The 22083-nt window shown below is 31.7% G+C and carries 24 protein-coding genes; 23 read left to right on the top strand and 1 reads right to left on the bottom strand.

Features of this window, described 5'->3' with window-relative positions; translation table 11 throughout:
• Positions 1–63 precede the first annotated feature (63 nt).
• From tgt to JV173_RS02470, 19 genes are all read left to right on the top strand, one after another.
• Entirely contained in the window at positions 64–1185 is a 1122-nt protein-coding gene (gene tgt / locus JV173_RS02560) for a tRNA guanosine(34) transglycosylase Tgt (RefSeq protein WP_205735433.1), read from the top strand.
• 53 nt (positions 1186–1238) lie between these two features.
• The gene (gene ftsZ / locus JV173_RS02555) at positions 1239–2366 is read left to right on the top strand and encodes a cell division protein FtsZ (RefSeq protein ID WP_205734729.1); all 1128 of its coding nucleotides are present in this window, start codon (positions 1239–1241) and stop codon (positions 2364–2366) included.
• Between the two features lie 37 nt (positions 2367–2403).
• Positions 2404–3501, top strand: a complete 1098-nt coding sequence (ychF, locus tag JV173_RS02550) for a redox-regulated ATPase YchF (RefSeq protein WP_205734728.1) — start codon at positions 2404–2406, stop codon at positions 3499–3501.
• Positions 3501–4091, top strand: a complete 591-nt coding sequence (locus JV173_RS02545; RefSeq protein ID WP_205734727.1) for a YggS family pyridoxal phosphate-dependent enzyme — start codon at positions 3501–3503, stop codon at positions 4089–4091. The genes ychF and JV173_RS02545 overlap by 1 nt, the downstream gene beginning before the upstream one ends.
• Positions 4092–4409 carry a cell division protein SepF gene (gene sepF / locus JV173_RS02540; protein WP_205734726.1) on the top strand — a complete coding sequence of 106 codons (318 nt, stop codon included), beginning with the start codon at positions 4092–4094 and terminating at the stop codon, positions 4407–4409.
• Between the two features lie 227 nt (positions 4410–4636).
• On the top strand, positions 4637–7324 hold the full coding sequence (gene ileS / locus JV173_RS02535) for an isoleucine--tRNA ligase (RefSeq protein ID WP_205734725.1): 2688 nt from the start codon (positions 4637–4639) through the stop codon (positions 7322–7324).
• Complete coding sequence (gene surE, locus JV173_RS02530) at positions 7321–8049, top strand: 5'/3'-nucleotidase SurE (protein ID WP_205734724.1); 729 nt, start codon at positions 7321–7323, stop codon at positions 8047–8049. Before ileS ends, surE begins: the two co-directional genes overlap by 4 nt.
• A 44-nt stretch (positions 8050–8093) precedes the next feature.
• Complete coding sequence (locus JV173_RS02525) at positions 8094–8951, top strand: hypothetical protein (protein WP_205734723.1); 858 nt, start codon at positions 8094–8096, stop codon at positions 8949–8951.
• 16 nt (positions 8952–8967) lie between these two features.
• The gene (locus JV173_RS02520; protein WP_205734722.1) at positions 8968–9423 is read left to right on the top strand and encodes a nucleoside deaminase; all 456 of its coding nucleotides are present in this window, start codon (positions 8968–8970) and stop codon (positions 9421–9423) included.
• A gap of 13 nt (positions 9424–9436) precedes the next feature.
• Positions 9437–10105 (top strand): deoxyribose-phosphate aldolase, encoded by a 669-nt coding sequence (gene deoC, locus JV173_RS02515; protein ID WP_205734721.1) that lies wholly within the window; start codon positions 9437–9439, stop codon positions 10103–10105.
• Positions 10086–10796, top strand: coding sequence for a purine-nucleoside phosphorylase (deoD, locus tag JV173_RS02510; protein ID WP_205734720.1), 711 nt, complete (start codon positions 10086–10088; stop codon positions 10794–10796). Before deoC ends, deoD begins: the two co-directional genes overlap by 20 nt.
• Complete coding sequence (locus JV173_RS02505; RefSeq protein ID WP_205734719.1) at positions 10793–12016, top strand: M16 family metallopeptidase; 1224 nt, start codon at positions 10793–10795, stop codon at positions 12014–12016. The genes deoD and JV173_RS02505 overlap by 4 nt, the downstream gene beginning before the upstream one ends.
• Positions 11997–13253 carry an EF-P 5-aminopentanol modification-associated protein YfmH gene (gene yfmH / locus JV173_RS02500; RefSeq protein WP_205734718.1) on the top strand — a complete coding sequence of 419 codons (1257 nt, stop codon included), beginning with the start codon at positions 11997–11999 and terminating at the stop codon, positions 13251–13253. The genes JV173_RS02505 and yfmH overlap by 20 nt, the downstream gene beginning before the upstream one ends.
• A gap of 167 nt (positions 13254–13420) precedes the next feature.
• Positions 13421–13765, top strand: a complete 345-nt coding sequence (locus JV173_RS02495) for a single-stranded DNA-binding protein (protein WP_205734717.1) — start codon at positions 13421–13423, stop codon at positions 13763–13765.
• A 44-nt stretch (positions 13766–13809) separates the two neighbouring features.
• Positions 13810–14574: a hypothetical protein gene (locus tag JV173_RS02490; RefSeq protein WP_205734716.1), complete on the top strand. Its 765-nt coding sequence runs from the start codon at positions 13810–13812 to the stop codon at positions 14572–14574.
• 98 nt (positions 14575–14672) lie between these two features.
• Positions 14673–16049: a dipeptidase PepV gene (gene pepV / locus JV173_RS02485; RefSeq protein WP_205734715.1), complete on the top strand. Its 1377-nt coding sequence runs from the start codon at positions 14673–14675 to the stop codon at positions 16047–16049.
• Between the two features lie 20 nt (positions 16050–16069).
• Positions 16070–16936, top strand: a complete 867-nt coding sequence (gene thyA, locus JV173_RS02480; RefSeq protein ID WP_205734714.1) for a thymidylate synthase — start codon at positions 16070–16072, stop codon at positions 16934–16936.
• Positions 16933–17397, top strand: coding sequence for a dihydrofolate reductase (locus JV173_RS02475; RefSeq protein WP_205734713.1), 465 nt, complete (start codon positions 16933–16935; stop codon positions 17395–17397). Before thyA ends, JV173_RS02475 begins: the two co-directional genes overlap by 4 nt.
• Positions 17398–17405: 8 nt before the next feature.
• A complete protein-coding gene (locus JV173_RS02470) occupies positions 17406–18206 on the top strand; it encodes a lysophospholipid acyltransferase family protein (RefSeq protein WP_205734712.1) in 801 nt (266 codons plus the stop codon).
• Positions 18207–18285: 79 nt separating this feature from the next.
• On the opposite strand, the gene JV173_RS02465 is transcribed toward JV173_RS02470, so the two are convergent.
• Positions 18286–18855 (bottom strand): histidine phosphatase family protein, encoded by a 570-nt coding sequence (locus JV173_RS02465; RefSeq protein WP_205734711.1) that lies wholly within the window; start codon positions 18853–18855, stop codon positions 18286–18288.
• A 93-nt stretch (positions 18856–18948) separates the two neighbouring features.
• On the opposite strand from JV173_RS02465, the gene JV173_RS02460 reads away from it, so the two are divergent.
• From JV173_RS02460 to JV173_RS02445, 4 genes are all read left to right on the top strand, one after another.
• Positions 18949–19239, top strand: coding sequence for a hypothetical protein (locus JV173_RS02460; RefSeq protein WP_205734710.1), 291 nt, complete (start codon positions 18949–18951; stop codon positions 19237–19239).
• A 41-nt stretch (positions 19240–19280) separates the two neighbouring features.
• Positions 19281–20579, top strand: coding sequence for a pyrimidine-nucleoside phosphorylase (locus JV173_RS02455; protein WP_205734709.1), 1299 nt, complete (start codon positions 19281–19283; stop codon positions 20577–20579).
• Entirely contained in the window at positions 20579–21127 is a 549-nt protein-coding gene (rsmD, locus tag JV173_RS02450; protein WP_205734708.1) for a 16S rRNA (guanine(966)-N(2))-methyltransferase RsmD, read from the top strand. The genes JV173_RS02455 and rsmD overlap by 1 nt, the downstream gene beginning before the upstream one ends.
• Positions 21128–21189: 62 nt before the next feature.
• On the top strand, positions 21190–21411 hold the full coding sequence (locus JV173_RS02445; RefSeq protein WP_205734707.1) for a YneF family protein: 222 nt from the start codon (positions 21190–21192) through the stop codon (positions 21409–21411).
• Positions 21412–22083: the final 672 nt, after the last annotated feature.

Here is a 22083-nt window from a genome sequence, read left to right as displayed (position 1 = left end):
GGATACCGCTTTTTACCTGTTTAATTTTATCATATTATGATATAATTTCAAGCACGGAAGGTGATTTATTTGATAAAGTATGAAGTCTTACATGTTTGTAAGCAAAGTGGAGCTAGATTAGGCAGATTAACTACCCCACATGGTGTATTTGAAACACCTATTTTTATGCCTGTTGGAACGTTAGCAACTGTTAAAACATTAACTCCAGAAGAAATTAAAGAAGTTAGTGAAGGATTAATCCTTTCAAATACTTATCACCTTTGGCAACAACCAGGCAATGAAATTGTAAAAGCACATGGTGGTATTAGAGGATTTATGAAATGGGACGGTGCATTATTAACCGACTCAGGTGGATTTCAAGTGTTTTCACTTGCTAAAATTCGTGACATTAAAGAAGAAGGTGTCACATTTAAACATCATAAGAGTGGAGCTCCTTTATTTTTATCACCAGAAGATGCGATTAAAATTCAAGAAGATTTAGGTGCAGACATTATTATGTCATTTGACGAGTGTCCACCACCATATGAATCATATGATTATATGAAGAAATCTGTTGAAAGAACAATCAGATGGGCTAAACGTGGCAAAAATGCATTAAAATCTGATCAAGCTTTATTTGGAATTGTACAAGGTGGTTTAAATCAAGATTTAAGAAAGTTTTGTGCAGAAGAACTCATGAAACTTGATTTCCCAGGATATTCAATTGGTGGATTATCAGTCGGTGAAACTAAAAAAGAAATGTATGAAATGACAAGATTCTTAAACCCAATCTTACCATTTGATAAACCAAGATATTTAATGGGTGTTGGTGCACCAGAAGATTTATTAGAAAATGTGATAAATGGAGTCGATATGTTCGACTGCGTCTTACCAACTAGAAACGCACGACACGGTTCAGCACTCACCACTATTGGTAAGGTTCAAGTGAAAAATCAAAAGTATGAATTGGATTTTGAATCCTTAGATCCAAATTTACCAACAAGTATTTCTAAATATTCAAAAAGTTATATTAGACACTTGTTCAAAGCCGAAGAAATCTTAGGGATGCGAATCCTCACCATTCAAAACTTGGCTTACCTAAAGCATTTAATGGCAGAAATTAGACAAGCTATTAAAGAAGATAGATTACTTGACTTCAAAAAAGAATTCTATGCAAAAACGAATTATCCGCAAGTTAAGTATTAAATCTTTATTTTTTATTAAAAATAGATTACAATTAGATTAATAGGAGGGATATCATGGTTTTTGGCATGTCAGACGAATTTAATCAAAAGCCCGTTATTAAAGTCATAGGTGTTGGGGGTGGAGGTAATTCTGCCATTAACCGTATGATCGAAAACGATGTTAAAGGGGTATCCTATGTTGCGATGAATACAGATGCTCAAGTACTTAAGGTATCTAGAGCAGATGAACGTATTCAATTAGGAAAAAGACTTACTCGTGGATTAGGTGCAGGTGCAAAACCTGAAGTTGGTCGTCAAGCTGCACTTGAATCTGAATCTGAAATCAGAGAAGTTTTATCTAACACGGATATGGTGTTTATTACTGCAGGTATGGGCGGTGGTACCGGAACTGGTGCTGCACCAATCGTTGCAAAAATCGCAAAAGAAATGGGTATTTTAACCATTGGTATCGTAACTAAACCGTTTAAATTTGAAGGACCTTTAAGAATGCAACATGCAATTATGGGTCTTGAAGAATTAAAACCAAATGTTGATACTTTAATCGTTATTCCAAATGAACGTTTATTCACGATTGCTGACCACACAATGCAACTTTTAGATGCATTTAGAGAATCGGATAAGATTCTTCGCCAAGGTGTGCAAGGTATTGCAGAAATCATTGCTGTCCCAGGTATGATTAATGTTGACTTTGCAGACGTCAGAACAGTCATGGAAAATAAAGGTACAGCTTTAATGGGTATCGGTATCGCATCTGGTGAAAACAGAGCAATTGAAGCTGCAAGAAAAGCAATTCATTCAAGTTTACTTGAAATTACAATTGATGGTGCTACAGATGCTATCGTTAATATTACAACAGGACCTAATGTCTTATTATTTGAAATTGAAGAAGCTTTAACAGAAGTTAGAAATGCAACAGAATATGATTTAAATATTATCTATGGGCATACAGTTAACGTTGATTTAGATGATGAAATGATCGTTACAATTATTGCAACTGGTTATGAACTTAGAGCAAAAGAAAATACAGTTGAAGATTTAGTTGGATCACTCTTTAGAAAAAATACAACTGAACAAGTTAAAATTACTAAAGATGGTTTAGAAACTGTTAAAGATTTAGATGAACAATCTAAAACTAAAGAGGCAAAAGAAAGAACATTGCCTATTTGGTTAACCAAAAAATAACTAAAAGGCGTAAGCCTTTTTTAACGGAGTAATGCTTATGTTAAGTATAGGAATCGTTGGATTACCAAATGTTGGTAAATCCACACTATTTAATGCCATCACAAAATCAAGCGTCTTAGCTGCAAATTATCCATTTGCGACAATTGATCCGAATGTTGGTGTCGTTCAAGTTAAGGACGAAAGATTAGAAAAATTAGCTTCAATTTATAAGTCTGCAAAGATTATCCCAACTGCAATTGAATTCATTGATATTGCAGGATTGGTAAAAGGTGCAGCTAGTGGTGAAGGCTTAGGTAACCAATTTTTAAGCCACATTAGACAAGTCGATGCAATTGCACATGTTATTCGTTGTTTTGAAGATGGAAATATTACCCATGTTGAGGGTAAAATTGATCCTATTCGTGATTTAGAAATTATTGAAATGGAACTACGCCTTGCCGACTTAGAATCCATTCAAAAAAGATTACCTAGACTTGAAAAGCAATTAAAACTTAAAGATAAGCAAGCAATTCTTGAATTTGATGCTTTAACCAAAGTTAAAGAGATGATTGAAAATGATGTTCCTGCTGACAAGTTAGACTTAACAGATGATGAACGTGCTGCCATTAAGAGTATGAATTTACTTTCATTAAAACCAAATCTTTATATTGCAAATCTTTCAGAAGCGGATTTAAAAAATCCAGAAACAAATACATTCTTTCAACAACTTAAGTCTAAAGCGCATGGTTCTGGAATTGATGTGATTCCAATTAGTGCACAAGTTGAATATGAAATTTCAACACTTGAACCAGAAGAACAAGCAATGTTCTTAGAAGGTTATGGTTTAGAAAAATCAGGTCTTGATTCAGTTATTCAAAAAGGTTATGAATTGTTAGGTCTTAAGACTTACTTTACATGTGGACCGCAAGAAACACGTGCATGGACATTTGTTGACGGTACAAAAGCTCCACAAGCAGCTGGTATTATTCATACAGATTTTGAACGAGGATTTATTAAAGCGGAAACACTATCTTATTCTGATTTAATGGCTTTTGGTACACCGCAAGCTGCTAAAGAAAAAGGTAAAGTACGATTAGAAGGTAAAGATTATGTTGTTCAAGATGGTGACATCATGCTCTTTAGGTTTAATGTATAATGAGCTTTTTAGATTATAAAGATAAAATTCTTTGTGCATCTAAATACTTTAGTGTTTCTGAAATGAATAGGATTTATGATCTAGGTATTCGACACTTTGGTGAAAACTACGCCCAAGATTTACTTAAGAAAAAAAGTGAACTTAGTCATTCAGATATTAAATGGCATCTCATTGGACACTTACAAACCAACAAAGTCAAAATGATTATCAATGAAATTGATTATTTAGATTCTCTAGATTCAATAAAGCTTGCAATTGAAATCCAAAAACACAGAAAAAACCCATTAAATTGTTTAATTCAAATCAATTTAGCGGAAGAATCACAAAAATCTGGCATTTTACTTAAAGATTTAGATTACTTTTATCAAGAGATAAAAAAATATGATAAAATAAATCTAATCGGTTTTATGACAATTGGCGTGCATGATGATGCAGAAAAAACTGCTGAAATCTTCCAAAAATTGGCTGAACTTAAGGATCAATATGGACTACATATGCTTTCAATGGGGATGAGCAATGATTATCAACTTGCACTCCAATATGGAAGTGATATGTTACGAATTGGTTCATTATTTAAAGAGGTAATTTAAATGGGGTTATTTAAGAAAAAACAAGTTAAAGTTGAAACTTTAACAGCAGAGAAAATCATTATGGAACAATTGAATAGTGATGATGATGCATATGTGACTGATCTTGCTCGTCAAATGATGGCAGGTTCACCACTTATTCTTAATTTTGAAAGACTACATATTGATAGAGCGAATAAAGTCATTGCTTTTATGTCAGGTGTTGTCTATGCAATCTCTGGTCACATTGTTGAAATTAATGAAACAACTTACCTATTTGGTAACCAAGAATTATATCAAGATGGTAGCGTTGAAGATTGGCTTAGAACCAATTTAAATTAATTTAATAGTTTACATTGATTAGAACACGGTCAATTAAGTATTCTTTCAAAGCGAGTAAGGGATGGTGTAAGCCTTATATAAGAACTTAGTTGATTATCATCTATGAGTAAACAAATAAATCAATTGAGTGCGTGTATTTTTTACACGAACTAAGGTGGTACCGCGAATTTTATTCGTCCTTAGAATTATTTTTAAGGACGATTTTTTATATATCTAGGAGGAAATTTATGGAATACAAAGATACCTTAAGAATGCCTAAAACTGATTTTGAGATGAAAGGTAATTTAGGCACTAAAGAACCAATGTTACAAAAACGATGGGAAGAAATTGAATTATATAAAAAAGTATTAGAGAAGAATAAGGACAATACACCATTTGTTTTACATGATGGTCCACCATATGCAAATGGAAACATTCATATTGGACATGCATTCCAAAAAACACTTAAAGACTTCGTTTTAAGATCTAAAACAATGTCTGGTTATTATGTCCCATATGTACCTGGATGGGATACACATGGTCTTCCAATTGAAAACGAAGTAACAAAAAAAGGTGTTAATAGAAAAGAATTAACACGTGCTGAATTTAGAAAAATTTGTAGAGATTTTGCTATCAGCCAAGTTGGTATGCAAAAAGAACAATTTAAACGTTTAGGTATTTTAGGTGATTGGGATAAACCTTATTTAACCTTGGATAAGTCATTTATTGCTGATCAAATTCGTGTATTTGGAAAAATGGTTGAAAAGAATTTAATCTATAAAGGATTAAAACCAGTTTATTGGTCACCATCATCAGAATCTGCATTTGCTGAAGCAGAAATCGAATATATGGAAAAAGAATCTCAATCAATCTACATTGCATTTGATGTTGTAGATTCAAAGTATCTTGGTGCTAAACTGTTAGTTTGGACAACTACACCATGGACACTACCTGCAAACTTAGCTGTTTCAGTACATCCTAATTTTGAATATGTTTATTTTGAAGCAGATGGTACAAAATATATCGCACTAAAAGAACTTTTACCTAAATTAAAAGAAGTTTTAGGATTTAATGACGTTAAAGAATTGGAAACATTTAAAGGAAATACTTTAGAATTTGTTAAATATCAACATCCATTATATGACCGTGTATCACCAATTATCTTAGGTGAACATGTAACAAACGAAGATGGTACAGGTTTAGTACATACTGCACCGGGTCATGGTGAAGATGACTACATGGTTGGTAAAAAATACAATCTTGAACTTTTATCACCAGTTGATGATAAAGGTATGATGACAGCAGATGCTGGTAAATACGAAGGTATGTTCTATGAAAAAGCTAACTTTTCAATCATAGAAGATTTAAAAGAAAATGGTCATTTATTAAAACATACAACAATTCGTCACCAATATCCACATGACTGGAGAACTAAAAAACCAATTATCTTTAGAGCAACACCACAATGGTTTGCAAGTATTGCAATGATTAGAGAAGATTTAATCAAATCTGCAGAATCAGTTAAATGGAATACACCATGGGGTGAAACGCGTCTTGTTAATATGTTAAGAGACCGTCAAGACTGGGTAATCTCACGACAAAGAGCTTGGGGAGTTCCAATCCCAGTGTTCTATGAACAAGATGGCACGCCAATTCTTGATGCTAAATTAATCGATCATGTTGCATCATTATTTGAAGTTCATGGTTCAGATATTTGGTATGAATGGGATGCTAAAGAGTTATTACCTGAATGGTTTAATTCCAATGGTCCTTTAACAAAAGAAATTGATATTATGGACGTTTGGTTTGACTCTGGTACATCATACAGTGTTTTAGAACGTAGAGGGTTACCGTTCCCAGCTGACCTTTACTTAGAAGGTTCAGACCAATATCGTGGTTGGTTCAACTCAAGTTTAACAACTGCAGTTGCAGTTAAAGGCATGTCACCTTATAAAGAAATCGTTTCACACGGTTTCGTATTAGATGGTCAAGGACGTAAAATGAGTAAATCCTTAGGTAACGTTGTTGATCCATTAAAAGTTATGTCAGAACAAGGTGCTGATGTACTTAGATTATGGGTTGCATCTGTTGATTATGAGTCAGATGTAAGAATTTCAGATGAACTTATGAAGCAAGTTGCTGAAAGTTATCGTAAAATCAGAAATACATTCCGTTTCATGTTAGGTGTTGTTTCAGATTTTGATCGTGAAAATGATTATATCGGTTGGTCTATGCGTGGCAAGATGAATCGTATGATGACTGATAAGTTTTACGATTTAACAGATAAAGTTTTAACAGCTTATGAAAACTATAAATTTATTGAAGTTACAAGAAACATTGTTCCGTTCTTTGTTAATGACTTATCCGCATATTATTTAGACTATACAAAAGATAGTCTTTACTGTGATGCTGAAAATGACTTTGAACGTCGCGCAATACAATCAACAGTTTATGACATCTTACACGGGACATTACGTTTATTAACACCAATCATGCCACATACAACAAGCGAAGCATATAGTTTCTTACCTGGAAAACGTTATGAAGATGTTTATCTTGAACATATGCCATCACGTGTTAAAGTAAAAGATCCTGTAATGCATGAAAAATTTGATATCTTTATGCAATTACGTGATCAAGTCTTAAAACATTTAGAACTTGCACGTGCTGCAAAAGTTATTGGTAAATCTTTAGAAGCGCATTTAAATTTAGTTGTTACAGAAGAAACACTTGATGCAATCAAATTCATAGATATTAAAGATTCACTTCATAAAGCATTTATTGTTTCAAGTTATTCATTAACTGTTGGTAAAGAAAATCAAGTGACAGTTACAAAAGCAGAAGGACACATGTGCGAAAGATGTTGGAATATTGTTTCTGAAACAGAAGATGGCTTATGTCATCGTTGTGCAAGAGTCATGAGGGGGACTAAATGAATATTTTAATCGTAAATGATGATGGAATTAATGCAGAAGGTTTAAAATTGTTAACTAAGGCAGCAGCACATCACGGTACTGTGTATGTTGCAGCTCCAAAACATCAACAAAGTGCAAAAAGTGCATCGATTACAATCAAAGGACCTATAGAAGTTACCGAGGTTGAACCACTTTTCGGTTCAGTTCGTTCAATTGCTGTAGATGGTTATCCAGCAGATGCAGTAAGAGCAGGTCTAAAAATATTTGATCAAGAATTTGATTTAGTTTTATCTGGTATTAATCATGGATGTAATATTGCACATGATGTGCAATATTCTGGTACTGTCGGTGCTGCGTTTGAAGCTGCAATTTTAGGTCTACCTGCAATTGCATTTTCTGCTGCTGATATCAACCTATCTTACGTTTATGATGAAACAGTAAAACTTTTAGATGAAATCATTGAAAATAAACTTTATCACGAAGCTGATGTTTTAAACGTCAATTACCCGCATTATAATTTCCAAAAGGTGTTAGGAACTAAAATTACAAAATTAGGTAAAAGACTTCAACATTTGGAGTTTATGAAAACAGATAAACCAAACATGTATAATCTTTCACATTCAATTATGAAAATTGTTGAAGATGACACATCAGATGTTTATGCCTATGAAAATGGGTATGTTTCAATCACTCCAATTAAGTTTGATCGTACAGATTACAAAAAAATTGAAAAGATTCTTAAGTAGTTCAGCATTGTTTCATGCTAAAATGAACTAAAGGGGAGATATCATTGAGCCAATTTTACTTACACTTCTTTAAAGAAAAATCAAGATCACTAGATAAAGAAAAAGTCATTGATTTTTTCGATAATGAACCAGGATTTGAAGTCGAAATGGATGAAAAAAGTGTTAGATTCTTATATACACATCCAACACTCGGTTTTCCTTGTGCATTTTATTTAACACCTAAATCTCAAGTACCTAATATACAAAGAATTTCACCTAAGTATTTAGAGGTAAACTTTCATCTAGAGTTACCTATTTTAAGTCCAACATATTTTGTTAAATCAGTTATTCAACTTGTTAAAAAGATTTGTGACAAATTTGATTTCTATGTCTTATCAGAAATGTTTTCTGATGTACTTGAATTTAATCAAGAACGTATACTTAAAGTATTCCAAATGGTCAAAAAAGCCTATTTAGAAAAGTATCCTGAATATGAAGAAAAATATTTCTGGGTTAAAGAAGAAAAATTATCACATATCTTAAGATACACAGATGAAATCAAAGTCCTACAAGACTACTACAATGATTTAGATACGATTGTACCTAAATATTATTTCATCAAAGATGAAGAAGATAAAGCATATTTTGCTATTGAGTGGAAAGAAATGACTCAGACAGTCATACCACCACACACTGACTATATTTTATTTCATCAAACTGATGGTGTTTTAAAAGTCATTGATTATCAAGAATATCTGACAAAAAATCAAAAATACTTACTTGATGTTCCAGGCTTTTTACAAGGAACTAAGGTAGTCCCTAAAAAATATTTAAAGAAATTATCTAAGAGCGCTAAAAAAGGTAAATGGAATCCAGTTGCAAAAAGTTTTGCAAAATATCATCTACACGAACTTTTAGATTAAAAGAGGTTAATTTAAAATGAATAAATTTATGCGTCAAGCGATCAACGAAGCGAAAAAAGGTATTGATCATGTTCATGGTGGACCTTTTGGTGCAGTCGTTGTTAAAGATGGTGTTGTGATTGCAAAAGGTCATAACACAGTGTTAAAAGATAATGACCCAACTGCACATGGTGAAGTGAACGCCATTAGAAAAGCAACAAAAAAATTGAAATCATTTGACCTTACTGGTTGTGAGATTTATACAACCGGTGAACCTTGTCCAATGTGTTTAGGTGCAATCCTATGGGCTAATATTGATAAGGTTTATTTTGGTGCAAATATTGATGATACCGAAAAAATCGGCTTCAGAGATTCTGTATTTTATGAAATTGCAAATGGTAAGAAGGAACAAATCTTACAAGAATTAGATAGAAAAGCTGTATTAAAACTTTATCAATACTATTTAGATAAAGAACATCGTCCAAACTATTAAAGGAGGTTTGAGGATGAATTTAAATCAATACATTGACCATACTAAACTTGGTCCAACTGTATCATTAGCTCAAATTGATCAATTAATTGCAGAAGCAATCAAATATCAATTTAAGAGTGTTTGTGTATCACCTGTATGGGTTAAATATGCAAAAGAAAAATTAGCAAGTACAAACGTTTTAGTTTGTACAGTCGTCGGATTCCCACATGGCACTTCAACAACTAAGGTTAAAATCTATGAAACTAAAGAAGCAGTAAAAGATGGTGCGGATGAAATCGATATGGTTGTCCATGTTGCTGATGTAAAAGCACAAAATAAAAAAGCAATCTCAAAAGAAATTAAAGGTATAGTTAAAGCTGCAGCAGGAAGAACTGTGAAAGTTATCATTGAAACAGCATACTTAGAAAAAAAAGAAATCACTTCTGTATCAAAACTAGCTATAAAAGCTGGTGCACATTTTGTTAAAACATCAACCGGATATGCTCCAAGTGGTGCAAATGTTACAGATGTTAAATTAATGAAAAAAGTCGTAGGTGATGCAGGTGAAATTAAAGCATCCGGTGGTATTCGTTCAATGGAAGATGCAAAAGCAATGATTGAAGCTGGTGCAACAAGACTTGGTACATCATCTGGCGTGAGCTTAATGGAAGGAGAAAAAATTAATGGCAACACCACATATTGAGTTAAATGATAAATCTTTAATCGCAAAAGTCGTATTAATGCCTGGAGATCCGCTTCGTGCGAAATATATTGCAGATACATATTTAAAAGACGTTGTACAAATCAACGGTGTTAGAAATATGTTTGGATTCACTGGAACTTATAAAGGTAAAAGAATAACTGTCATGGGTTCTGGTATGGGTATGCCTTCAATTGGTATTTATTCATACGAACTATTTAAGTTCTATGATGTTGATACAATCATTCGTATCGGTTCAGTAGGTGCATATACAAAAGATTTAGCACTTTATGATGTTGTACTTGCAACATCTGCTTGGAGTGAATCAACATATGCAAAAACTATGGGTGTTTCTTCTAAGAAGAAATTACAATCAACAAAATCAGTAAATCGTGCAATTAGAAACTCTGCTAAGAAATTAGGTATTCCTCTACATGAAGGTACAATTCATTCATCAGATGTTTTCTACCGCATCAATGGTGATGAATATAAAAATATTCATGATAAATATGGTTGCATGTGTGTTGAAATGGAAAGCTTTGCATTATTTGCAAATGCCATGGCAACAGGTAAAAATGCTGCTTGTTTATTAACAATTTCTGACTCACTTGTTACACATGAAGCAACATCAGCTGAAGAACGTCAAAATGCATTTACTCGTATGATGGAGATTGCTCTTAACGCTAAATTATGACATTTATTCAAGATGATACATTTAAAACGATACACGTATCCTTCTACTTTTTAGAGAAATTAAAAAAAGATACGATACCGTATCGTTTTTTATTGACAAGATTACTAACTTCATACACAAAATCTTATCCGACAAAAAAACAATTGATTGAAGCATTCGCAAACCTTTATGGTATGTATGTTTCTAATCAAGTTTTTATGCTTGGTGAGTATCAAATTTTAAGATTTACCTTTGTTCTACCAAATCCTAAATTCATTGATGATCAAAATTATATCAACGATATTGTCTCACTTTTAAAAGAAACATTCTTTGAAAGAGAAATGTTTGAGCCATCGCAATTTAATGAAGTTAAAAGATTTTGTTTAGAATATATTCAAACACGTAAAGATCGTAAATTTGAGTATGCTAAAGAACAATTTATGGCACACACTTTTCTTAATCATCCATATGGATTACCTATTTATGGAACTCAAGATACGATTAAATCAATTGATGTAGAAGACCTCTACAATTACTATAAAGGTGATTTTAAAGATAATATTTTAAAGATTTATGTCTCTGGTGATATTTCAGATCAGTTTCGCCATGCATTAGAAAGTATTTCTATCTATGAAACACAAGATGCAACATTAGAAGTCAATATTCCTAATATTACAAAACCTTTAACAAATCATGAAGAAGAAATTTCTATGCATCAAGCAATGATATTCTTAGGCTTTTCACTACCAATTGAAAGAAAAGATAAATTATATACAGCAAGCCAACTTGCAAGTTTAATTCTTGGTGGATATCCTGAAAGTATTTTATTTAAACGTATCAGAGAAACACTTGGACTTGCATATGAGGTTGATAGTCACTTTGAATACGATAAAAAGTATTTATTCATCTATGCAGGTGTTAATCTTGAACAAAAAGATTATGCTTTTGATGAAATGATAGAAATCATTAATAATTTCCAATTTGATGGTCCATCTGAAAAAGAGTTAAGTGATGCAAAAATTTATTTAAAATCTCAAATACTTTCTTCACTTGACCAACAACAATCCTTAATTCCAAGAAAGTTTTTATCTGATTTATATCAAGTTGAACAACCTTTAGAAGAAACACTTTCTCGTATTGATCGTGTCACAGTAGAAGATATTAGACAAGTATTACAAAAACTAGAATTAAAAACAACTTATACGTTAATGGGGGATCAAAATGAATATCAAGATCTTTAATCACACCCCAGAAATCATCAAATTGAAGAATGGCTTAAATGTTCATTTAATATATGAAAAGACTAAAGTAAATTATGCTCAATTTGATATACCACTTGGTTCATACTACCTTAAATATAAAACAGGTGATGAATCCTATGATATCACACCTGGACTGCCGCATTTTCTAGAACATCAAATGTTTCAAATGCCAGAAGGTGATGCATTTAAAAAGTTATCATCTTTAGGTGTTTCTGCAAATGCATTAACAACTTACCGTCAAACAAGTTACACCATGAATGGTAGTTTCAACTTCATAGAATCTTTAATGTATTTGATTGATGTCATTGAAACACCTTATTTTACAAAAGAATCAGTTGAAAATGAAAAGAAAATCATCAAAGAAGAAATTATGATGTATGATGATGATAAAGAAACCATTACGACTCAAAAACTTTATGATATGATGTTTTGGGTACACCCAATACTTCATGATATCTTAGGTACAGTTGAAGATATAAAAAAAATAGATAAAGAACAGTTAGAAACTGTCTATCACCATTTTTATAAATCTCCTAATCGACAATTAATCATATGTGGTGATTTAGATTTTGATGATTTAAAACAAAGACTTTATGAAAAAGACTATGTCTTAGATCAAAAAGTTCCAGAAATTATCAAAGTTAAAGAACCTTCAAAAGTTAAAATTCAAGAAGATAAGCTATTTATTGATATTGCAATGCCTGGTTTATTATTAGGTGTTAAATATAACCTTTCAAAAGATGATGAAATATCACTTTTTAAAACAGAGATGTCGATTTTATTCTTGATGCAAATGCTCTTTGGTAATCAATCAGAATTTGCAGAAAAACTGATTGCAGATGGATATATTAATGATGGATTTCAAATGAATGTCACGATGGAAGATGAAACCATGATCTTTATTATGGACAATCAAGCAGATGACCCTGAAAAATTAGCAGAGTTAATCACAGATTACCTCTTTAATGAAGGTTTGAATGCTTTAAATGAGAAAAACTTTAACACATTGAAACGTGCATATTTAGGTAGTTATATTATGGCACTTGATGATATTGAAAACAGATTATTCTTATATGGCAAATATCATTTAAATGGTATTTCATTAGAAGATGCAATTAAATACTTAAACGATTTTATACTTGATGACATACTTTCACTTTATTATGCATTAAGTATGGAATTTATCTCAAAATTATATGTTTTTCCTAAAATCTAAAATTATACTGTTTTAGATAAAATTTTAATTAAAAAGTAAAGTGATGTTCGAAACATCACTTTTTTTTATGTTGAAATGAAGATTAACTTAAGCTTAATCTTTTAAAATTGCATTTAACAAATGAATGTATATCTTCTATGATTGAAAGAAAAAAAGGAGATATACATATGACATTCGTAAATTTAATTGGAAGAGTCGTTAGTTTTGATGCAAAAGTTTCAGATAGTGGTGTTGAATACACTGATCTTAGAGTTTCTGTTATGAGACCTTATAAAAATTACCAAGGTACTTATGATGCAGATTACTTTAGAATTGCTTTATTTGATCATAATCATAAGAAAGCACAAGAATACTTTAGAAAAGGTATGGGTATTGCATTAAAAGGTCGTCTTGAAGTATCAAAATGGGTAGATGATGATGAAAAGAATCGTTCAAATATTCAAATTGTTGTAGAACGTATTATATTCTTACCTAAAGATGACGATGCATACTTTGAAGCAATGAATGACTAAAGTCAAAATGTGATATAATCTTAATAAAGATAGAGGTAGATAACATGATATTTTGGACACTTTTACTTTCATCTATGTTTGTTATGGTTATATTATATATACTCATTGGTTACCAAAAACTTTGGTTAACTTTTTCAATCTATGCAATACTCGCTTTGACAACCGCAATACTTATTTACTTTTTTGTAAAAGATCTTTATACATTTGATTTATTTTCACTCATCATCCCTGGAATGATACTATTTCCACTACATTTTTTTGTCAATAACATCATGAAATATTATGTATTACCTAAAGATGATACCAAGAGTAAATTTTTTGTAGCGTTTTATAGCAGAATACTTGCAACACTTTGGATTATGTTAGGAATTCTAATTTTAGGTGATTTATTAACATTGATTGATGTCTTAAATGATACTTTAAAGGTTGAAAATATTTGGAGTTTAGCTGTTACATCGATTATTCTTTTAATTGTTCTTTATTTAATTATTTCTAATAACGTAAAGAAAAACTTCTCAATCATTTTAATTGTTGGTAAGGCTTCAAAAAGAGTGTATAAAATGAGTGCCAAAAGATCACTGATTAAAGTCTCAGAGGTACTTAACCAAGATCTTTATGTAAAAGCTCGTGGTATCTATCATGAGAATGGTGAATTACATTACATCTACTATATTGAAGATGAAATCAACATGGAAAACACTGCATTTAAACCCTATCAATCTGATCTTTATGAAGCAATCAAAGATGCATGTGAAACATTTGAAGGATTAGAGCATAAGTACAACGAATATATCGATAATATAGATTAATTAAATTGAGGAGAATATCCTCAATTTTTTTTGAAACAACTCTATATAATAGAGTTTTAAAGTGATTAGTGATACAATATAAAAAAGGAGATGATACTATGTCAATAGACTTCAAAAAATTGGTCTTACAATATAAGGATCAATTAATCAAAGATACACAAAAATTACTACAAATTAACTCAGAACTAACCAGTTTTGATCCGAATCGTGAAGGAGCTCCTTTTGGTCCAGGTAATAAAGCTGCATTAGATTTCATGTTAGAGTTAGCAAAACGCGATGGTTTTTCATTTGAAAATGTCGATGGATATGCAGGACATATCCAATTCGGTGATTCAAAAGAATACATCGGTTCAATCGGACACTTAGATGTCGTTCCAGCAGGTTCAGGCTGGACTTATCCTGCATATGGTGCAGAAATTCATGATAATAAAATTTATGCACGTGGATCAGAAGATGATAAAGGTCCAACAATGGCTGTTTATTATGCAATGAAGATTTTAAAAGAATCTGGTTTAAAACTAAATAAGAGAATTAAACTTGTTTTAGGTTTAGATGAAGAATCCGGTTGGAGATGTATGGATTATTATTTCAAGAAATATCCAGAAATACCAGTTGCTGGATTTATTCCTGATGCTGATTTCCCATTAATTTATGCAGAAAAAGGTATTACAAATACAATTATTAAAGGTACTTTTGAACCAGGTGACATCATCAAGATGGAAGCAGGATTAAGAACAAATATGGTTCCAGAATCTGCAACTGTTACAGTCAAAAAAGATACATTACTTAAAACTAAATGGAATAATTACTTAAGTAAAAACAATTTAGTTGGTAAAGTTGAAGAAAAAGATGGTTTAATGAATCTTTTTGTTGAAGGTAAATCTGCACACGGTTCATTACCACAAGAAGGCGTAAATGCAATTCATTTAATGCTTGATGGTTTAAAAGAACTTGAATTGTCAAATGAATTAACTAAATTCATGGATCAATATTTAAATCATGATACTGCAGGTTTAAAGTTTGGTATTGCATACACTGATGAAGAAATGGGACCTTTAACGAACAACTTTGGTGTGTTAAAAACAGATGGTAATAAATTTGAAATGATTCTTAACATCCGATATCCAAAAGGTGTGAATTATCAAAAAGATGTATTTGAAAAGATTGCATCACTTTTACCATCTAACTATATCTTGTCAGTAAATCATCATCAAAAACTACTGTATAAAGATCCAGAATCACATTTAATTAAAACTTTAATGAATGTTTATAAAAAACATACTGGTGATGAACGTGGTCCAATATCAATTGGTGGTGGTACTTTCGCACGTGCAACTGAAAATGTTGTAGCATTTGGTCCACACTTTATTGATAAACCAACTTATATTCACCAAAAAGATGAATTCATTGATATTGATGACTTTATCACAGCAACAATTATTTACACAGAAAGCTTATACGAATTAGCTAAGTAATTATATTTAGGGGGATTAGCATGAAGCAATATTTGGATTTAGTTAGACATATACTAGATCATGGTGTAGAAAAATCAGATCGTACAGGAACAGGAACAAGAAGCGTATTTGGTTATCAAATGCGATTTGACCTTGCGGATGGATTTCCACTTGTCACTACAAAGAAAACCTTTTTAAAGGGCATTATCTATGAATTATTATGGTTTATTAAAGGTGACACTAATATTAAATATCTAGTAGACCATGGTGTAGGTATTTGGACTGACTGGCCATATAAAAAATATAAGGAATCCCCAGCATACCAAGGTGAGACAATGGCTGAATTTTCTGATAAAATCAGAAATGAAGTTGGCTTTGCTGAAAAGTGGGGTGACTTAGGTCCTGTCTATGGTTCACAATGGCGTAAATTTAATGGTGTTGACCAAATTAAGTATATCTTAACGGAGTTAAAGAAAAATCCAGATTCAAGAAGACTTGTCTTATCAAGTTGGAATCCTGCTGAAATTGGTCAAATGACTTTACCGCCATGCCATACATTAATCCAATTTTATTCTGTTAATAATAAACTCAGTTTACAGCTTTATCAAAGAAGTGGTGATGTCTTTTTAGGTATTCCATTTAATATTGCATCTTATGCAATCTTCTTAATGATGGTTGCACAAGTAACCGGTATGGAAGTTGGTGAGTTTGTTCATACAATTGGTGATGCACATATTTATTCTAATCATATGGAACAAGTTAAACTCCAATTAACCAGAGAACCAAGAAAATTACCAACTTTAAAAATTAACCCAGATGTAAAAAATTTAGAAGATTTTACTTATGAAGACTTTAAACTAGAAGGATATGATCCATATCCTTCAATTAAAGGTGAGGTTGCTGTATGATTTCATCCATTTGGGCAATGGATATTAACTGGTTAATTGGTAAGGACAATGTTCTACCTTGGCATTACAAAGAAGATTTAGCATTCTTTAAAAAAATGACAGAAGGTAAAACTGTCTTAATGGGTGAAGCAACTTACCGCTCATTAAAAGGTTATTATAAAGATAAACCATTACCTTATGGGAAAATCTTTGTTGCAAATCTTATAAATACCAAATACCCTGATGCAGAATGCATCACGGATGTCATTAGCTTTATTCAAAATTTTAAATCTGACTTAGTGGTCATTGGTGGTAAAAAGATTTACGAAATTACACTTCCTTATGTTGAAAGACTCTATATCACGCATGTTTTGAATTATCACGAAGGTAATGTATATTTCACACCTTTTGAACTATCTAAGTATAAACTAATAGAAAAGAAAATCGTACCTGGCTTAATTTTTGCCACCTACGAGAAATAGGTTAGACTATGTTTACAATTATCTTTCTAATTTCATTTTTATCATTCTTTATCGGAATGTCACTAATCCTTGGTGGATGGTGGATGATTTTATGGTTCGTCTTAGGATATTTGTTTGGTATCTTAATGATTTGGGTTGGCATCGCAGTGCATGCTGCAATCTTTTATAAAGTTCCATATACTTCAAGATACAAAAATTATGGTTGGCGTTCAGCTTCAGTAGCAGTAGGACTCTTTATGTTTAATGTATCTGTAAAAGTTATTGGTGGTGAAAAAATTCCAAAAGACGGTAAACTTGTCGCATATTCAAATCATAAATCTTATCTAGATCCAATGATTATTATGCAAATCATTAAACGTCCATCCGCATTTACTCCAAAATCATCACTCTATAAAATACCTTTATTTGGACTTGTATTAAACTCCATGGGTTGTATGCCAGTTTATCGTGGAGATGATAGAAAAACAGCCAAAGGTCTCGTTGAAACAATTAAAAAAGTTGAAAACGGATTTGTTATGACAGTATTCCCTGAAGGTGGAAGAAAAGACCGTGACACAGACGAAGTTAAAGCAACCCGTGCTGGTGCGTTTAAAATGGCTGTAAAACCTGGTGCAACAATTCTACCACTTACAATTAATGGAAACTCTAAAATCCAGCATAATTCACCATTTAGACACACTAGAGTAACTGTAGTTGTTCATGATCCAATTCCTTATGAAAAATACCAATCAATGCAAACTGCAGAAGTTGGTGAAATGGTTCAAGTTGCAATCAATTCTGGACTAATTGATAAATCACACACAGAGTAATATTGTTAAACCTATCATCGTGATAGGTTTTTTTATTTTTCAAAGTAAAAAAAACGCACAAAGTTATGTGCGTTTTATGTTAAAGATCAATTTGTTTAATTAATTCAATTTTATCCTTTGTAACATTAAAATAACAAACTGAAGAATTTCCAACATAATGATTTGTATATGTATATTTTGATTTATCAGATAGAATAAGTAAGGTTTTGATGACATGTGAATGTGCAACAAATAACACTTTCTTATCTTCAAACTCTTGATATAAATCGTAGGTAGCTTGTTTGATCCTTGATGCTAATATTTCATTATTTTCAAAACCAGGTTCTTTATATTGATCATCTGTACATACAGGAAGTGCAAGATCAATTGACTTACCTTCAAATGAGCCAAAATCGCGTTCTAACATGCCATCAAATGTAAACTCGACATTCATATCAAGATATGATCCAACAATCTCTGCAGTCTCATACGCACGCTTTAATGGAGATGTACCTAAGATATCAAAAGTATCATTTAAATCTTTTAAAAGTTGACCTGTCGTACGTGCTTGATTTTTACCATGTTCGTTTAATGGATTATCCATTCTGCCTTGTACAAGTCTTTGTTTATTATAGTCTGTTTCACCATGTCTAATCATTGTGAGTATCATATTTATCACCGAACTTGATTATAACATCCTAAAGCCTTTTAAACAACCCAATTATTTGGTAAAATAATATTTGAAAGCGAAGGTGACACAATTATGGAAAATGGTGGGTGGCAAGAAACCGTAGGTAATATTTGGAATGCAATCTTACAATGGTTTCAAGATGTAACAGGATGGTTAGATCCATTATTAAAACCAACGACAGACCAATGGTGGATTTCTGGTTTTGATTACTTTAATACATTCCCAGTTTTACTTCAAATCTTATTCGTTGGACTTGCAGGTATCTTATTAATCATGGGATTAATTTCTCTAATAAAAAAATCACTAAAACTCGTTGTAGTGATCGGTATAATCGTAGTTGTTTTTATGGTACTTAACGGCTAATTTATATTAGCCCTTTTTATATAAAGGAGTTGTAAATAAATATGGAAATGGTAGATATTATTGCCAAGAAAAAATATGGGCAAACTTTAACCAAAGCAGAAATTGAATTTGTAATCGATGGATATACAAATGGTAGAATTCCTGATTATCAAATGTCAGCATTCTTAATGGCAGTTTATTTCCAAGGTATGAATTCTGATGAATCAACAAACCTCGCAATGGCTATGCGTGATTCTGGTGAAGTCTTAGATTTATCCGATATCAAAGGGGTGAAGGTTGATAAACATTCAACAGGAGGTGTCGGGGATAAAGTGAGTTTAGTGCTCGCACCACTTGTTGCACACTTAGGTGCTAAACTTGCAAAAATGAGTGGTAGAGGTTTAGGTCACACTGGTGGAACAATTGATAAATTAGAAGCGATTCCTGGATTTAATGTTGTGTTACCTTTAGAAAAATTCAAAGAACAAGTGAATGAAATTGGATGCTCAATTGTTGGACAATCTGGTGATATTGCACCAGCTGATAAATTGATTTATGCACTAAGAGATGTTACTGCAACCGTTGATTCAATGCCACTTATTGCTTCATCAATTATGAGTAAAAAATTAGCATCTGGTGCAGATGCAATTGTTCTTGATGTTAAGGTTGGATCTGGTGCATTCATGAAGACTAAAGAAGATGCAATTGAACTATCTAAATTGATGGTTGAGATTGGTAAAAAAGCAGGCAAAAAAGTCACTGCAATTCTTACCTCAATGGATGAACCATTGGGACATAAGATTGGTAACTCTCTTGAAATTTATGAAGCAATTGAAACACTCGAAGGTAAAGGTCCAGAAGATTTAACCGAAGTTGTTTCTGTCATAACTGGTCATTTATTACGTGATGCAAAAGTAGTTGATACCTTTGAAGACGGTTACAAACTTGCATATAAAACTTTAAGAAATGGTGAAGCATTAAATGCCTTTTATACATTCGTTGCTGCACAAGGTGGCGATGTTAATTTCTTAAAAAATAAAGCCAATTTAATTGGTGATACAAAGGTCGAAGTTATCCGTGCTAAGATGAATGGATTCTTAGAAAAAGTTGATGCATTAAACTTTGGAATAGCTGCTATGAAACTTGGTGCAGGACGCATGAAAAAAGAAGACAAAATTGATTTGCTTGTAGGACTAGATTTACATAAAAAAATTGGTGATGATGTAAAAATTGGTGATCCAATTGTTACAATCTATCACCACGATAAAGGACTTCAAGAAGCTAAAGAAATCATTGAAAAATCTTATGTTGTTGGGCCTAAACAAATTAAGTTAAAACTGATTGAAGAGACAATTGTATAATGAGAATTATAAGTGGTATCCATCGAAGCAGAATCATTAAAATGGTACCTTCTGAATCAACACGAGAAACCTCTGACAAAGTTAGAGGAGCAGTCTTAAACTCCATTGGAGATAAAGTTAAAGATGCATTTATACTTGACCTTTTTGCAGGTAGTGGTGCATACGGACTTGAATCAATTTCTCGTGGTGCACGAAAATGTATGTTTAATGATACTAAACTAGATGCGACCAAAACTATACTAGAAAACATTAAGAGTTTAAAGGTTGAAGAACAGTCTGAATTGCTTAAATTAGATTATTTAAAAGCAGTAGAAAAACTCAAAAACGAACAATATAAATTCGACCTTATCTTCTTAGACCCACCATACAAAAAAGTTAATTTAGAATCACTTATTAATGATTTAGATAGTATACTTGATGATGATGGCCTAATCGTTATAGAAACACATAAAGATGTCATACTCAGCTTAGAACGCACACCAAAATATCAAGTAAGATCAGAAAAAGTATATGGCATTAAAAAGATCTATTATGTGATTAAAATATAATCATTGTAATTTATATAAGATTCAAGTAAAATTAATTGTGACATACAAAAGGAGTATTGACCATGCAAATTGAAATTTGGTTATTCGTTGTTATTATCGTTGGAGCATTACTAGTTGGTGGTGTTGCAGGATTCTTCATATCAAGAAAAGTATTTAAGAGCTACCTTGAAAAGAACCCACCAATCGATGAAAGATCAATTCGCGAAATGTTTAGACAAATGGGAAGAACACCATCTGAAAAACAAGTTCGCCAAATTCTTGCATCAATGAAAAATAACAAGTAAGAAAATAGACAATATATTAAAGTGCACCTACACGGTGCATTTTTTTATTCTTAACTTTAAAAAATGTATGTTTACTATTTATATACATTGTTTACTTTCAATAAACACAAATATTGAAGTTAATATTTCTTCTAGGTTTACTAAATTTAAACATATAGATTCATTTATAAAGAAGTAGAGATTTTGAAATTTTTATAAAATTAAATTTAAGTGATAATTATCAGACAAATCGAGGTTGGTAATCACTCATCTTTTTATTTTTCGATTGCTCAAAATGAATGCTCATTTTTTCATGATCCGATACATTTAATATACACATACATCCATTAAAAGAAGTAGAGGTAGTTTAATTTGTCTGTCTGATTAAATAACACTAAAGTTTAGCAAAATCAATTTTTAGCCTCTGAGCAAGCGAGACAGCCATTCTATCGAAATAAGTAGTCTCAAACGCTGATTTGCATCTCTTGAAATCTTTTATTGTCATCATTTATATATCGTGATTATATTTAATAATTGTTTAGTGATACTTTTTACACATTAAATATAATCATTCACTAATTCATATACCCTTTTATTTTATAGAAGACCATTTCTTTATTTGTTTATTTGTTCCTATAATGTATATTATGTTAACCGTTTATTGTGAGCCTAGTGGAGCGCTCAATAGATTTT

This window comes from Acholeplasma equirhinis (assembly GCF_017052655.1).
Classification (GTDB): domain Bacteria; phylum Bacillota_I; class Bacilli_A; order Acholeplasmatales; family Acholeplasmataceae; genus Acholeplasma; species Acholeplasma equirhinis.
This window is presented reverse-complemented; position numbering and strand designations above follow the sequence as displayed.